Origin of the sequence: Spongiactinospora sp. TRM90649 (genome assembly GCF_029382225.1) — a bacterium.
Classification (GTDB): Bacteria; Actinomycetota; Actinomycetes; order Streptosporangiales; family Streptosporangiaceae; genus Spongiactinospora.
In genome coordinates, this window is record NZ_JARLTC010000019.1 from 41,600 (window position 1) to 56,511 (window position 14,912).

The 14,912-nt window shown below is 73.6% G+C and carries 13 protein-coding genes; 5 read left to right on the top strand and 8 right to left on the bottom strand.

The features are described from left to right. Window positions 1-39: 39 nt before the first annotated feature. The 3 genes from P3X83_RS22055 to P3X83_RS22065 all read left to right on the top strand — a co-directional run bounded on the left by P3X83_RS22055 (window position 40) and on the right by P3X83_RS22065 (window position 2,985). Window positions 40-720 (top strand): SRPBCC family protein, encoded by a 681-nt coding sequence (locus tag P3X83_RS22055; RefSeq protein ID WP_277307057.1) that lies wholly within the window; start codon window positions 40-42, stop codon window positions 718-720. A 179-nt stretch (window positions 721-899) separates the two neighbouring features. After that, the gene (locus tag P3X83_RS22060) at window positions 900-2,183 is read left to right on the top strand and encodes an MFS transporter (RefSeq protein WP_277307058.1); all 1,284 of its coding nucleotides are present in this window, start codon (window positions 900-902) and stop codon (window positions 2,181-2,183) included. Then, window positions 2,128-2,985 carry a metal-dependent hydrolase gene (locus P3X83_RS22065; protein WP_277307059.1) on the top strand — a complete coding sequence of 286 codons (858 nt, stop codon included), beginning with the start codon at window positions 2,128-2,130 and terminating at the stop codon, window positions 2,983-2,985. Before P3X83_RS22060 ends, P3X83_RS22065 begins: the two co-directional genes overlap by 56 nt. Before the next feature lie 13 nt (window positions 2,986-2,998). Here the strand turns inward: P3X83_RS22065 and P3X83_RS22070 are convergent, their stop codons facing one another. The 5 genes from P3X83_RS22070 to P3X83_RS22090 all read right to left on the bottom strand — a co-directional run bounded on the left by P3X83_RS22070 (window position 2,999) and on the right by P3X83_RS22090 (window position 6,971). Continuing rightward, window positions 2,999-3,550, bottom strand: coding sequence for a TetR/AcrR family transcriptional regulator (locus tag P3X83_RS22070; protein ID WP_277307060.1), 552 nt, complete (start codon window positions 3,548-3,550; stop codon window positions 2,999-3,001). 1 nt (window position 3,551) lies between these two features. Then, window positions 3,552-4,403, bottom strand: coding sequence for an alpha/beta hydrolase (locus P3X83_RS22075; protein ID WP_277307061.1), 852 nt, complete (start codon window positions 4,401-4,403; stop codon window positions 3,552-3,554). A 49-nt stretch (window positions 4,404-4,452) separates the two neighbouring features. Continuing rightward, window positions 4,453-4,854: a hypothetical protein gene (locus P3X83_RS22080; protein ID WP_277307062.1), complete on the bottom strand. Its 402-nt coding sequence runs from the start codon at window positions 4,852-4,854 to the stop codon at window positions 4,453-4,455. 79 nt (window positions 4,855-4,933) lie between these two features. Continuing rightward, window positions 4,934-6,235 (bottom strand): hypothetical protein, encoded by a 1,302-nt coding sequence (locus P3X83_RS22085; RefSeq protein WP_277307063.1) that lies wholly within the window; start codon window positions 6,233-6,235, stop codon window positions 4,934-4,936. 1 nt (window position 6,236) lies between these two features. After that, window positions 6,237-6,971 (bottom strand): VOC family protein, encoded by a 735-nt coding sequence (locus P3X83_RS22090; protein WP_277307064.1) that lies wholly within the window; start codon window positions 6,969-6,971, stop codon window positions 6,237-6,239. An 81-nt stretch (window positions 6,972-7,052) separates the two neighbouring features. On the opposite strand from P3X83_RS22090, the gene P3X83_RS22095 reads away from it, so the two are divergent. Beyond that, window positions 7,053-10,253 (top strand): BTAD domain-containing putative transcriptional regulator, encoded by a 3,201-nt coding sequence (locus P3X83_RS22095; protein ID WP_277307065.1) that lies wholly within the window; start codon window positions 7,053-7,055, stop codon window positions 10,251-10,253. A gap of 13 nt (window positions 10,254-10,266) precedes the next feature. Here the strand turns inward: P3X83_RS22095 and P3X83_RS22100 are convergent, their stop codons facing one another. From P3X83_RS22100 to P3X83_RS22110, 3 genes are all read right to left on the bottom strand, one after another. Next, the gene (locus P3X83_RS22100; protein ID WP_277307066.1) at window positions 10,267-11,064 is read right to left on the bottom strand and encodes an alpha/beta fold hydrolase; all 798 of its coding nucleotides are present in this window, start codon (window positions 11,062-11,064) and stop codon (window positions 10,267-10,269) included. 145 nt (window positions 11,065-11,209) lie between these two features. Beyond that, a complete protein-coding gene (locus P3X83_RS22105; RefSeq protein WP_277307067.1) occupies window positions 11,210-12,415 on the bottom strand; it encodes a copper amine oxidase in 1,206 nt (401 codons plus the stop codon). A gap of 2 nt (window positions 12,416-12,417) precedes the next feature. After that, window positions 12,418-13,140 carry a hypothetical protein gene (locus tag P3X83_RS22110; RefSeq protein ID WP_277307068.1) on the bottom strand — a complete coding sequence of 241 codons (723 nt, stop codon included), beginning with the start codon at window positions 13,138-13,140 and terminating at the stop codon, window positions 12,418-12,420. A 209-nt stretch (window positions 13,141-13,349) separates the two neighbouring features. On the opposite strand from P3X83_RS22110, the gene P3X83_RS22115 reads away from it, so the two are divergent. After that, the gene (locus tag P3X83_RS22115; RefSeq protein ID WP_277307069.1) at window positions 13,350-14,906 is read left to right on the top strand and encodes an MFS transporter; all 1,557 of its coding nucleotides are present in this window, start codon (window positions 13,350-13,352) and stop codon (window positions 14,904-14,906) included. The last annotated feature ends 6 nt before the right edge of the window (window positions 14,907-14,912 follow it).

The window sequence follows — 14,912 nt, forward strand, 5'->3', positions numbered from 1 at the left end:
CGCGAAAGGGCCGGAGCCCCAGAGGAGGCATGACACACGATGAGCACCATCGAGCATTCGATCGATGTGCACGTCCCCGTCCGAACCGCCTACAACCAGTGGACCCAGTTCGAGAGCTTTCCGGAGTTCATGGAAGGCGTCGAGTCGGTCAAGCAGCTCGACGACGTCCGCACCGCCTGGGTCGTCGAGATCGCCGGAGTCCGGCGGGAGTTCGAGGCGGAGATCACCGAGCAGCGCCCGGACGAGCGGGTCGCCTGGAGGTCCCTGGACCACCCGAAACAGGCGGGGGTGGTGACCTTCCACCGGATCGACGAGCGGACCTGCCGGGTGATGCTCCAGATGGAGCACGACCCGGAGGGCTTCGCCGAGACCGCGGCCGACTGGCTGCAGATCACCCGCCTGCGGGTGCGCGGCGACCTCGAACGCTTCAAGCGGTTCATCGAGGGGCGCGGCGGTGAGACCGGCGCGTGGCGCGGCGAGGTCCCGTCCGGGCACCGGCAGGACGGCTCCGCGCATCGGGAGAACGACACCGGCGTCGCGTTCCCCGGCCGTACCTCTACAGGTTCCCCCGGAGGGTTCGATGAGCCCGCGCCGCCGTCCACGGTGGGCGGCGACTATCCGCCCGACGCGCCTCTGCCCCCGCCCGGCCCCGGGCCGGTTCCCCCGGCCGGACGCCGTCCGGGCGAGGATCCGCCTCCGCTTCCCGGCCCCAGGATCTGACGTGCCGGGAGCGGCCACGCGGACCGTGCGGGGTCCGCGTGGCCCCGGCGCGGGAGTGTAACCGGAGTCACGTCCGGGACAGGAATCAAAGCGACATTTACTGCTGTTAGCCTAGAAACCATTGATTCATCCCATGACTCGATGATTTCTGGCGCAGCAGCAGGAGGACGTGACCCGACATGAGTGTGCTCACCCACGAGGCGAGGAGCCGTACCGGACCGCTCGCCTGGTTGCTCGTCTCGGGGATCGTGCTCGCCGCGCTCAACCTGCGCACCGCCGTCACCAGCGTGGGACCGCTGCTCGACCGGATCACCGACGCGCTCCAACTGACCGGGGTCACGGCCGGGCTGCTCACCACTTTGCCCGTGCTCTGCTTCGCCACGGTCGGCGCGATCACCCCCGCGCTGGCCAGGCGGCTGGGCGAGCACCGGCTGCTCCTGATCGCGCTGCTCGCGCTCGGGGCCGGGCTGCTGACCCGCGTGCTGGTGGACTCCGCGGGCGTCTTCCTGCTCGCCAGCGCGGTGGCGCTGTCCGGCGGGGCGATCGGCAACGTGCTGATCCCCGCCCTGATCAAGCGCCACTTCCCGCGCCGCACCGGGACCATGACCACCGTCTACACGACCGCACTGGCCATCGGGACCATGATGGCCGCCGCCGCAACCGTGCCCATCGAGCGGGCCGCGGACGGCGACTGGCACGTCGCGCTCGGCGTGTGGGCCGCCCTCGCCACGGTCTCCGCGCTGCCGTGGATCCTGCTGCTGCGCAGCGAGCCGGCCCGCGACGGCAACGCCCTCGACCTCGGGCCGCGCACGCTCGTGCGCAGCCGCCTGGCCTGGTCCGTCGCCGCCTACTTCGGCACCCAGTCGCTGGTCGCCTACGTGATGTTCGGCTGGCTGGCGCAGATGCTCATCGACAAGGGGCACACCGCGGGGCAGGCGGGGTTCCTGCTGGCCGTCTTCACCGCGCTCGGCATCCCGATCGCGATCGCGGTGCCCATGATCACCTCCAGGCTGGCGGACCAGCGGCCGATCGTCGTCGGGCTCGCCGTCCTGTACACCATCGGCTTCACCGGGCTCTGGCTCGCGCCGGACGCCACCGCGTGGGTCTGGGTGGTCGCCATCGGTCTCGGCATGGGTTCCTTCCCGCTGGCGCTGACCATGCTCGCGCTGCGCACCAGGAGCGCCGAGGCCACCGCCGCGCTGTCCGCCTTCGGGCAGAGCGTCGGCTATCTGCTGGCGGGAGCGGGGCCCCTGGTGGTCGGCGTCCTGTACGGCGCGACCGGCGGCTGGACCGCGCCGTTGCTGCTGCTGCTCGGCGTGGTCGTGGCGCAGCTCGTCACCGGCTGGCACGCGGGGAGCGACCGATATCTGGAGGACGAGCCCTCCAGCGTGCGGCAGGATGGTGGTCATGAGAATCGGCGGATCGACCAGGATCACGTATCCGGCGGGGGCGCTGTCCGGTAGCTCACCCATCATCGCCGTCGTCCCGAGAGACGACCGGTACGCCGTCGTGGTCGAGGAGACCCCGTTCCACCCCCTCGACCACACCTGGCCCGACCAGCCCGCCGACACCGGCACCCTGAACGGCGTGCCGGTCCTCGACTGCGTCACCGGCGCGATCGAGCACGGCGGCACCACTCTTTACCTCGGCCACGAGATCCCGGTGCGCCGGGGGCAGCCCGGCTGGCACTGGCTGGTCGTCCACCTGACCGGTGAGGTCCCCGCCGAGTCCGGCGAGCGGGCCGAGCTGGCGGTGGAACCGGCCGGGCGCCTGGCGCTCTCGGCGGGCCACACCGCCTGCCATCTGACGGCCCTGGCGCTCAACTCCGCCCTGGCGTCCCGCTGGCGCAAGGCCGTCGCCCCCGACGGCCTGGGCAACCCCGACTTCGACCAGGCCGCGATCACCAGTTCGCGCATCCTCCCCTACGGCAGCCTCGACACCTACCGGCTGGGCAAGTCGCTGCGCAAGAAGGGGTTCCTCGCCGACGGCCTGGCCGGCGAGCTGCCCGGCGTCGCCAAGCAGGTCGGCGAGCGGCTGGCGGAGTGGATCGCGGCCGACGCCCCGGTGTGGATCGATCTGCCCTCGCCCGACCTCGCGGCCCGCCGTACGTGGCGGTGCGGTCTTCCCGACGGGGAGGTGGCCATTCCCTGCGGCGGCACCCATCTGCCCGGCACCGGCAGGCTAGGCGCGGTGAGCGTCACCCTCGACCTCTCCGACGACGCCGCCGAGCTGACCATGCGCACCACCGTCACCGGCACGCCCTGATCCGGCCGATGTCTCACTGGTCGCGCAGGCCGCCGATGGTCATGGTGATCAGCAGGTCGTAGCTCGCGTCGAGGTTCTCGGGCAGGCCGAAGCCGCCCGCCGTCTCCAGGACGGCGAAGCCGTGCGCGGCGGCGCGCAGGCAGCGCGCCGCGTGCACGGCGGCCGAGCCGGTGAGTCCGTAGGAGCGCAGCGCGGCCATCAGGACGCCGAGCAGCCGGTCGGCGACCTCGGCCGTGCTCGGCAACGGACGCTGGTCGAGCGCGGCGTAACGCCCGGGGTGCTTGATCACGTAGGCCCGCCAGGCGTGCATCAGCGCGCGGACGGCCTCGTCGCCGGACCGGCCGAGGACGGCCTGGCCGACCAGCTCGCCCATCTCGCCGAGGATCCGTGCCGACAACAGTTCGCGCAGCTCGGCCAGGTTGCGTACGTGCTTGTACAGGGAGGGCGTGGCGACACCCGCGCGGGCGGCCACCGCCGAGAGGGTGAGCGCCGCCGGGCCCTCGTCGTCGACCAGCCGTACGGCGAGGTCCACCACGGCGTCGCGGGACAACGCGGCTCGCGGCATGTCAGCGCTCCTTGAGGAACGAGAGGATCGCCGCCTCGACCTCGTCGGGGCGCTGCCCGTGCGGGTAGTGCCCGGTGCCCTCGATCATCACCACGCTGCCCACCCCGGCCGGCATGCTCGCGACGATGCCCTCGGCCTCCGCCTTCGGGTCGGCCCAGTCGGGGTCCTCGGTGCCCATCACGACCAGCGCGGGGGAGCGGACGTCGCCCAGCAGCGCGCCGGCGTCGGACGGGGAGGCGGTGCCCATCTTGGTGAACGCCGCCATCCGGCCCGGCCTGCGCAGGTCGGCGATCATCGCCGCGAGGTACTCGGCGTGGTCGGCGGGCCTGGCGCCGGGGTAGGCGACGTCGAGGTAGCGCCGCCACAGGCCGACGCTGCGCAGCAGCGCGGTGCCGAGCAGCCGCGTCACGCCCTTGCGGTAGCGGGCGATCCGCATGCCCTTGAGGTCGATCTTCATCTCCCGGGTGACCGGGCCGATCCCCACGATGGCGGAGACCAGCTCCGGCGACCGGGCCGCCGCGATGGTGGCCGCGCCGCCGGAGAAGGAGTGGCCGACGACGACGGCCGGGCCGCCCAGGTGCCGGATCAGCGCGAGGATGTCGCTCGCCGCGTCGGTGCGGGTGTAGGCGGGCCAGCCGATGCTCGACTCACCGTGCCCCCGCACGTCCATGGCGGCGACCCGGAACCCGGCGGCGGCCAGCTTCGGCGCCAGGAACCGGTAGGTACGCCGGCTGTCGCCGATGCCGTGGGCCAGCACGATCAGCGGCCCTTCGCCGGTCACCTCGTAGGCCAGTTCGCCGCCCTCGATCTTCAGGTACTCGGTCATGCCCGCCTCCATGTGGCTAATGCTCATAGCCTCAAAGCTAATGGCATTAGCCGACGACGTCAAGGCGGGTGGCCGGTCAGTTCCGGCGCAGGCCTGTGTACTGGGCGGCGGCGAACACCCCCACCAGGACCGCCTGGGCGGCCCAGAAGGCCACGCCGAGGGCGTTCGGCGCGATCCACGGGGTGAACAGCAGCGCCAGGCTGCCCGCCGTCCACAGCACGTTCAGCGTGATCAGGCTCCACACCCCGGCTCGCGGCGGCTCGCGGCGGGTGGCCAGGAAGATCAGGAACGCGGTCACCGGCAGCAGCACCACACCGGCCCAGCGCAGGAACGGCTCCGGCAGCGCCAGCAGCGACGCGAGCGGCCCGGCCAGCGCCGCGAGCAGGACGGCGAACCCTCCGGTGAGCACGGTGTCGATCCGCAGCACGAGCCGGAGCGGGGGAGTGCGGCGGGCCGTGCCCGCGGTGGTCATGGTCATCGTCGTCTCCTCACGATCGGATGCGATGACCTCAGTTGACCGCCTCACCCACTGCCATCTGCAGACATGGCACTGCCATTCACTGCCAGTTCCCCCTGCGGAGGTCTTCGGCGACCAGTCTCGCCGCCTGGTTCTGCCAGTTGTGGCAGGTGCGTTCGGGGACCTCCCGGGTCAGCCAGTCGAACGCCTGCCGGTCGAGCGCCCCCAGCCCGTGACCGCTCGCGCCCCGGCGGTAGGGGCGCAGCCCCCGCACGTACGGGAAGTAGAGCACGTTGTAGAACCGCCACTCCTCGCTCGTGCCGAACTCGCCCTCGCGCGGCTTGAGCCGGCCGATGCTCTCCAGCAGCAGGTGCTTCAGCTCCGCCGCGCGTTCCAGCGGGACGTCGCCGGTGACCCGCTTGTCGATGATCGGGAGGTTCGCCAGCGGACTGCTGGCCAGCTTGCCCAGGTCGCCGTAGGCGGTCAGCGCCCGGCGGGTCAGCCGGGTGAACTCGGCGTCGTCGAGGGGCGGCGGGCCGTCCTCACGACGGGGCAGCGCCTCGGCGGACTCGCGGAGCACGGCGCGTTCGCGCCGGATGGCCGGGTCGGCGGGGAACGCGAGCCGGTCGAGCGCCCGCTGCACGGGCCCGGCGGCCGTCTGCACCGCGATCGCCACCGCGATCACCCCGTACAGCAGGGCGGTCAGCGCGGGCGTGGCCTCGCCGTAGGCGATCACGAGCACCACCTGGCCGCCGGTGGCCGCCGTCACGGCCACGGCCCCCAGCGCCGAGCGGAGCATGTCGCGCCACAGCGCCTCACCGTCCTGGAACGCGCTGGACATCGCCATCGCCACGCCGAGCAGCAGCAGGTCGGCCCCGATCGCCAGGACGGCCAGCGCCCCTGGCGGGCCGTACAGCTGGGCCGGCAGCAGCGCGGTGCCCAGGGTGAAGAACAGCGTGGCCACGGCCGCCAGCCATCCCGAGCGCACCGGACCGGCCCGCACCAGCAGCGCGAGCGCCCCGGCCAGCGGCAGCACCAGCACCGCCCCGGCGAGCAGGCGTCCCGTGCCGCCGGACAGCGCCAGCCAGCCGATCACCGCCACCGTGACCGGGACCAGCCCGCGCGACCAGATCCGGTCGAGCCTCTCGGTGCCCGGGACCAGCGTCAGCAGCGCCCCCGCCCACAGCGGCGCGGGCAGGAGGATCAGCGCGGTCTCCAGCGGCGTCAGGATTCCGGGCAGCGGCAGCGCGGCCTCCCTGACCTGTCCCACGGCCAGGGCCCCGGCGTAAGCGAGCAGGCCGAGCCCGGCGCGGCGTGGCCCGCGCTCACGCGGGTGCCTGCCGATCAGGTAGAGGCCGAGCCACCAGGCGGGGGCGAACACGGCGGCGACGAGGAGCCCCATGTCAGCTACGCGGGCGCGGCGCGAGCACGCGGAACTCGTTGCCCTCGGGGTCGGCCAGGACGTGCCAGGGGAGATCGCCCCCGCCGCCGATCCGCCGCGCCCCCAGGCCGATCAGCCGCTCGGCCGCGAGGTCGTGGTCGCCGCCCGTGGGCGGGGCGACGTCGAGGCGCAACCGGTTCCCGCCCGGCCCGGCGGCGGACGCCGGCGGGAACTCCAGCCAGGGGCCGGTGCCCGACGCGGCCCGCAACGCGGGCCAGGCCATGGGCACCCGGGCCCGCACCCGGCCGGTGGCCTCGGCCCAGAACGCCGCCAGGCGGTCCTGGTCGGCCGCGTCGATCAGGATCGCGGCGATCGCCCCGCAGTGGTTGTAGAGCGGGCCCGGGGCCAGCACCCGGAACCCGTTGCCCTCCGGGTCGGCCAGCGCCTCCCAGGCCGCGTCGTCCCGGCCGGGGTCGTCGCGGCGCCCGCCCAGCCGCAGCGCCCGCGCGATCCGGTCGGCCATCCGCTCGGGCGTCGGGCCGGTCAGGGCGAGGCGGACGCGGTTCCCGCCGTTCCTTGGAGCGGTCGTGAGCACGAAGCGGAGACCGAGATCCCATCCGTCGTCCTCGGGCGCGCGGACGCGGACCTCCTCCGGGGTCGCGAGCGCGATCGGCCAGCCGAGCAGGTCGGCCCAGAACGCGGCCAGCCGCCGGGGCTCGGCGGCGTCCACGATGAGATTCACCAGCCTGGTCGACACGGCTACCACGTTAGCCCGAGTAGGGGGATCCCCGGCTGCCGACCGCACCGGCCGATGTCCGCAGAAGTGGATAATCGTGGCATGCGGTTCGGCATTCTGGGCGCCATCGAGGCGTGGCACGACGATGGGCGTCCGGTGACCCTCGGCGGGCCGCGAACCCGGGGACTGCTCGCCCTGCTCGTCATGGAGGCGGGACAGATCGTCCCCGGCGACCGGCTCATCGACGGCCTGTACGGCGAGCACCCCCCGGCCGGCGCCACCAACGCCCTGCAGTCCCACGTGTCACGGCTCCGCCAGGCCCTGCGCGGCGACACCGGCGGCGCGACCGTCGAGTTCCACCCCGCCGGATACCGCCTGACCGCCGCCCCCGGCGACGTGGACGTGCACCGATTCACCAGGCTCGCCGCCGGCGGCCGGGCCGTGCTCGGCGCGGGCGACCACGCGGGGGCGGCGAACGCGCTGCGCGACGCCCTCGCCGAGTGGCGCGGCCCCGCGCTGGCCGACGTCCGCGACGCCCCGTTCGCCGAGTCCCACGCCGCGCGGCTGGAGGAGCTGCGCCTCGGCGTGCTGGAGGACCGGATCGAGGCCGACCTGTCCGTCGGCGCGCACCGCGATCTGGTCGCCGAGCTGCGTGATCTGGTCGCCGCCCACCCGCTGCGGGAACGCCCGCGCGGGCAGCTCATGCGCGCCCTGTACGCCGACGGCAGGCAGGCCGAGGCCCTGGCCGTGTTCGAGGACGCCCGGCGGGTGCTCGCCGACGAACTCGGCGCCGACCCCTCGCCCGAGCTGTCCCGCGTCCACCTGGCCGTGCTGCGCGCCGACCCCGCGCTCGACCGGCGGGCCGCGCGGATCGTCCGGCGCGGCCTGCCCGGCCAGCTCACCGGCTTCGTCGGCCGCACCGAGGAGATGGAACGCGTCGGGCGGCTGCTCGACGAGACCCGGCTGCTCACGCTCACCGGGCCGGGCGGCTCGGGCAAGACCCGGCTGGCCGTGGAGGCGGGCGGCCGGGTCGAGGGGGAGGTGTGCTTCGTCGACCTGGCGCCGCTGGCGGCGGGCGGCGACGTGCCGCTCGCCGTGCTGGGGGCGCTCGGGCTGCGCGAGGAGGGGCTCGCGCACCCCGCCGCGTCGGGGCCGCCCGATCCGGTCGCGCGGCTGCTCGCCGTCCTCGCCGATCGGGCCATGCTGCTGGTCCTGGACAACTGCGAGCACGTCATCGACGCCGCCGCCATCCTCACCGAGCGGCTGCTCGCCGCCTGCCCGCGGCTGACCGTGCTGGCCACCAGCCGCGAGGCGCTCGGCATCACCGGCGAGGCGCTGTGCCCGGTACCGCCGCTGCCGCTGCCGCCGCCGGGCGCGAGCGAGGAGGAGGCCGCCGCCTCCCCCGCCGTCCGGCTGTTCCTGGAACGCGCCGCCGCCGTGCGGCAGGACCTGCCCGGCGCCCCCGGCGTCGTCGAGACCGCCGTGCGCGTCTGCCGCACCCTCGACGGACTGCCGCTGGCCATCGAACTGGCCGCCGCCCGGCTGCGTTCCATGCAGCCCGCCGAGCTCGCCGACCGGCTCGACGACCGGTTCCGGCTGCTGTCGCGCGGCAGCCGTACGGCACAGCCCCGCCACCAGACCCTGCGCGCGGTCGTGTCGTGGAGCTGGGACCTGCTCTCCGAGGCCGAGCGGACGCTAGCCCGCAGGCTGACCGTCTTCCCCGGCGGCGTCACGCTGGACTCGGCGGCGCGCGTGTGCGGCCTGCCCGACGCCGAGACGGTCGAACTCCTCACCGCCCTGGCCGACCGCTCTCTGATCGAGGTCGCCGCGGGCCGCTACCGGATGCTGGAGACGATCCGCGCCTTCTGCCTGGAACGCCTGGCCGAGTCCGGTGAGGAGGACCGGTTCCGGGAGGCGCACGCCGCCCACTTCCTGGAACTCGTCGAGACGGCCGGGCGGTATCTGCGCGGCCACGAGCAGATCGGCTGGCTCGCGCGGCTGACCGACGAGCACGACAACCTGCACGGGGCGGCCAGGTGGGCGGTCGCGGCCCGGCGCACCGAGACGGGGCTGCGGCTGATCGCGGGCCTTTCGCCGTACTGGTGGCTGCGCGGGCGGCGGACCGAGGGCGCCCCGCTGGCCGCCCAGCTGCTGGCCACGATCGAGCACGACCCGCCCGCCGAATGGGCGGAGGAGTACCTGCTGTGCGTGCTGAGCGCGCTGGCGCGCCCGCCGGAGTGGGACCTCGGCCCGCGGCTCGCCACTGCGCTGCGGGCCGCGGGCTCGCTGACCTGGCCGTTGCGCCAGCCGTTCGTGATCCTGTTCTGGGGCGCGCTGGTCGGCGTGCCCGGCGAGGGCGAGATGGACGGCCTGCGCGCGCTGCTGCTGACCAGGATCGAGACCACCTCGGACGAATGGATCAGGGGCCTGCACCACATCGGCACCGCCTACCAGTTGCTGCTCGCCGACGGCGCGGTCGCACCCGCCGAAGCGGAGTTCGCCCGCTCCCTGGCGTCGTTCCGCCGGTGTGGCGAACGCTGGGGGACGGCCACGGCGCTGACGGAGCTGACCAAACTGGCCGACTGGCGCGGCGACCACGAGGCCGCGATGGCCATGATCGACGAGGCCCTCTATCTGACCGAGGAACTGGGCACGCTGGAGAGCGTGTCGGAGATCCTGTGCCAGCGGGCCTGGCTGCGCCTGCGCGACGGCGACCTCGCCGGGGCGCGATCGGAATTCGAGCAGGCCGACGTGCTGGCCAGGCGCACCGCACTGGAGGACTCGGTGCTCAAGGCCGCCCACGGGCTCGCCGAGGTCGCCCGGCTGGAGGGCGACCTCGCTCGCGCCCGCGAACTGAGCACGGCGGCGCTGGCCGGCACCGGCGCCGGCTGGTTCCGCGCCGACGAGATCCGCGCCGAGCTGTCGATCACCCTCGGCCGGATCGCCGCCGCCGAAGGCGACCTCGGCACGGCCTCCGGGCACTACGCGCGGGGGTTCGCGGCGGCGGTGCGCAACCCCAGCTTCCCCATCGCCGCCGACGCGGTGGAGGGGATGGCGGGCGTGGCCCTGCTGGAGGACGACCCCGGGCGCGGCGCGCTGCTGCTCGGCATCGCGCGGGCGATGCGCGGATCGGCCATGGCCCCCGGCGCCGACGTTTCCCGTGACACGGAGGGCATCCGGCGGCTGCTCGGCGACGCGGACCACGCCGCCGCCGTCGAGCGGGGCGCGGCGATGACCCGCGCCGAGGCCCTCCGGCTGCTCGACGGCCTGTTCCCGGAGACCCCGGCCGCCACGGGGGTCTGAGGGGGCGCGCGGGTCAGATCCGGCCGGCCAGCCGGGTCACCGCGCCGACCACCTGGGGGCCGTCGAACATCACCGGGTCGTTGTGCCCGGCGCCGGAGATCTCGACGGCCGCGACCAGCGCGGGGGAGGCGGCGGCGGTCTCGCGGCTCAGCGCGGCGGGGACGATCGTGTCGCGCGTGCCGTACAGGACGATGGTCGGGGCGCGTACGCCCCGCAGGGTCGCGGCCAGCGGGAAGCGGTCCCGCAGCAGTGTGCGGACCGGCAGGAACGGGTAGGCGGCCCGGCCCGCCGAGGCCAGGTCGGTGAACGGCGAGCGCAGCACCAGCCCGGCGGGCGGGTGCTCGGCGGCCAGCCGGGTGACCACCGCCGCGCCCAGGCTCTCGCCGAAGTAGATCAGCGACCTGCCCGGCCGGGCGAGATGGTCCCGCGCGGCCTTCGCGTCGAGCGCCAGTCCCTCCTCGGTCGGCTCGCCGGGGTTTCCGCCGTAGCCCCGGTAGTCCATCAGCAGGACTGACATCCCGTCGGCGGTCAGGGCGCGCGCCAGCGGCGCCCGCCCGGCCCTGTTACCGCCGTTCCCGCCCGCGACCAGCACCGCGACGCCGCGTGAGGGCCCGGCGGGCGGGAACTCCCACGCGTGCAGGCGCAGCCCGTCGGCGGTGGTGAACGTGACGTCGCGCCCGCCGGGCAGCACCGTCGCGGCGGACGGCACGGCCGAGCGGTCCGGCAGGTAGATCAGCCGCCGCTGGAACACCCAGGCCAGCACGACCACCAGCACCGCGACCAGCACCACGGCGAGCAGCCACACCAACATGCCGCCGACGATACGCCGCCCGGCGGATCGGCGGCGGACGCGAAAGACCGGTGCCGCGGCGAGGGGGCGTCGCGGCACCGGCGGATGTGCGATCCGGTCGTAGCGCTAGAGCGGACTGCTGAGGCGGACGGCCGGCACGGGCCCGCTAGTGCGGGTTCTTCGCGGTGATGTCGCGCGGCGCGACGTGGAAGCCCTGCCAGTGGGTCGGCATCGGGTCCTGGTCCTCGTCACGTGCCACGTGGTGGAAGTCGACGCTCACCCACACCACCGGGTCGGTGATGGTCTGCCCGTTGACGTACTGGTTGACCGCGCCCTTGCACGGCGGCTCTGCGTTCTCCGACGCCAGCCGCTCGCACTTGCGGTACTGCGTGACGTAGACGTCGGCCTGGGAGAACTTCTCACTGGCGGGCCCGCGGTACTCCGCGCTGTCGCTGTTGTTGATCTCCCACGACGCCGGGTGGTCGTCGGCGTTCTTCACGGTCTTGTCCACGACCCGCCACCAGCGGGTGCGGTCGTTCTTGGCGCTCGCCTCCTTGGCGAGGGCCGTGGTCTTCATGACCCGCTTGGCCGTGCCGGACCCGGTGAAGTCGAACTGTTCCACCGCGTCGTCCTTGGGGCCCTGGATGTCGAAGTCGAGCCGCCAGAAGATGTTGTGGCTGTGGCTCTCCTCGAAGTCGCTCGACCCGACGCCGATCGGCCAGCCGTGCTTGGGGCTGACCACGATGCCGTCGCTGCCGCGCAGCGAGCCGGTGGCGCCCACGCGCGGGGTGATGGAGCCGTCGTCGGCGAAGCGCCACTCGACCAGGTAGGTGTACCAGCCGATCTCGAAGGCGGAGAACACCACGAGCTCCTTCCCCTGCACGGAGGCCCGCAGAGACTCCTCACCGAGCGAGGGACGCAGGTAGGCGAGGCCGCGCGCCTGGTCGGGCAGTACGCAGAACATCGGGATGTCGTCCTGGACGCGGCGTTCGCCCTCGGGGCAGTCCTGGGTCTGCAGCGGCACCACGGAGGAGCCGAGGCCGCCCGCCATGTCCTGGAAGCGGGGCTCGCCGCTGTCGTAGGGCACGTGGATCTGCGCCAGGTGGCCGCTGCGCAGCACGCTCACCGGCTTGTGCCCGCGCGGCGTGTAGACGACCTTGGTGAGGGTCAGGCCTTCGATCTCGCGCATCTCCCAGCAGAGGGACCAGCGCGCGCCGTTCTTGAACTCGCGCTCGACCAGGTAGGGCTTGCTGCACGGGGCGGCGGCCTCGGGCGCGGCCTCGGAGGAGAGGGCGGACGCGGCCGGGGCGACCGCCGGGAGCAGGGCCAACAGCAGGCACGCGGCCATGGCGGCCGCTCGAATCGACCGCACGGTCACCACTCCAGCGTGTAGATCTTGTCGGCCGACAGGTCCATGATGATGCGGCTGGTGTCGAGCCACTTGCCCTTGGGCAGCCGCACGAACATCCGCAGGCAGCGGTGCTCGGCGCAGGCCGCCACGGACTTGGCGACGGCGTCGTCGTGCACGTTGCGCGGAGCGAAGGCCATGCCCCGCAGGTGCAGGTCGTCGGGGGAGCCCAGCGGGCGCCCGGCCAGCTTCTCGAACTCCTCACGCAGGCCCTTGCTCAGCTTGGGATCGGCCAGCAGTAACTCGGCCGCCCGGCGCTCCTCCTTGTCGGAGGGCGGCGGCTGCAGGCCCGTGCCGGTGCTCGTCTCGACGACCTTGGAGGTGGCCAGATCGATCGTCTTGATGGTGAGCTGATCGGCGCGGTAGTCGTAGATATAGGCGTCGGCCCTGCGGCCGGTGGCGTCCTTGTCGTCGTCGCGCTGCACGTAGAGCAGCTCCACGCGGCCCGCGCGCAGGTTCGTGGTGTCGCCGGCGACCTCGGCCGCCCGCTGACGCTCTTGCTCGCTCAGCGGGTCGTTCTGGGCCGGTTCGAGCCGGGTGTTCGCCTGCGCCGCGCCGCGGTCGGCGGCGACCGCCGGCCGGGTGCCCGCTGGATCACCGGTGTTCACCGCGAGCCCGATGGCGACGGCGGTACCCGCGCCCACCAGAACGGCCAGCGATGCCAGGCCGGTTTTCTTGCGCCTTGACATCTCGTGTTCCCCCTTTCACCCCGTAAGGCCCCCGAGCGAACCGATCATCCGTCATGGGGCGGGACTTTTTCAAGTCTTTTCTAAACCTCCATGACTATGCGCTCCTTAATGAAAGTCGTCCTGACCCATATAAACCACTTTTCAACTATTACCGATGGGTCGTCAGCGCATCGTGCGCCTTCCGTCAGTGGCTCCGCCAGACTGTGAGCATGGACGCCACCGACACCACGCAGACCACGCCGCGCGAGCCCGTAGGGAACGCGCGCAAGTGGGGAACCCTCGCCATCACCTGCCTGGCCACGGTGCTGCTCGGCATCGACCTGACCGTGTTGCACCTGGCCATCCCGTCGCTCGTCGCCGAACTGGCGCCGTCGGCCACGCAGATCCTCTGGATCGCCGACATTTACGGATTCGCCCTTGGTGGGCTGCTGGTGACCATGGGCAACCTCGGCGACCGCGTCGGGCGCAAGCGGCTGCTGCTCATCGGCGTGTCCATGTTCGGCCTGGCCTCGGCGGCGACCGCCTACGCCCCCACGCCTGAGCTGCTGATCGCCTCCCGGGCGCTGCTCGGAATCGCGGGCGCGACGATCATGCCGTCCACGCTGTCGATCGTCCGCAACGTGTTCACCGACCCCAAGGAGCGCACGGCCGCGATCGGCCTGTCCACCGCGATGGCCTCGGCGGGCATCGCGCTCGGCCCGATCATCGGCGGCGGGCTGCTGACCCACTTCTGGTGGGGTTCGGTGTTCCTGATCAACCTTCCGGTGATGGCGCTGATCTTCGTGGCCGGGATGTTCGTGCTGCCCGAGTCCAGCGACCCCCGCCCCGGACGGCTGGACCTGCCGAGCGTCGCACTGTCCACCTTCGGCCTGGTCACGGTCATCTACGCGATCAAGGAGGCGGCGCACGGCGGCGTCGCGAACCCCGAGGTGTGGATCGCGGCGGCGGCCGGGCTGACCGCGCTGGTGGCCTTCGCGCGCCGCCAGACCCGCATCGACCGGCCGCTGATCGACGTCCATCTGTTCCGCAGGCCCGCGTTCACCGGATCGGTCGGCGCGGCCCTCGTGGCCACCTTCGCCATCTCGGTGGTCTCACTGATCTTCTCCCAGCTCCTCCAGCTCGTGTGGGGATGGGCCGCCTGGAACACCGGCCTGGCCATGCTGCCCAGCGTCGCGGGGATCCTGGTCGGCGCGGTGCTGGCCGCCCCGCTGGTGTCCAGGCTGGGCCGGGCGGCCGTGGTGGCGCTCGGCCTCGGCTTCGCGGGCCTCGGCCTGCTCGGCCTGGTCCTCGCCGACGCCGACGGCGGCTACCCGCCGATCGCGATCGCGCAGGTCGTGCTCGGCCTGGGCGCGGCGGCCACGTTCACCATCACCTCCGACACGGTGCTGGCCACCGTGCCCAAGGAGCGGGCGGGCGCCGCCGCCGCCATCTCCGAGACCGCCTACGAGCTGGGCGGGGCCGTCGGCATCGCACTGCTGGGCAGCGTGCTGAGCAGCGGCTACCGGGCCCGCCTGGAACTGCCGGAGGGCGCGCTGCCGCCGGACACCGCGGCGGCCGTCGGCGACTCGGTCGGCGCGGCCATGGCCGCCGCTGCGGAGCTGCCCGCCCATCTGGCCGCGACTGTCACCGAACTGGCCGGTGAGGCGTACGCCGAGGCGGTGCGCGGGACCGCGGTGACGGGAGCGGCGATGCTGGCGGTCACGGCCGTCCTCGCGCTCATCGCCCTGCGCGGCCTGCCCAAGGTGATCGAGGACGGCGATCACTAGGACGGG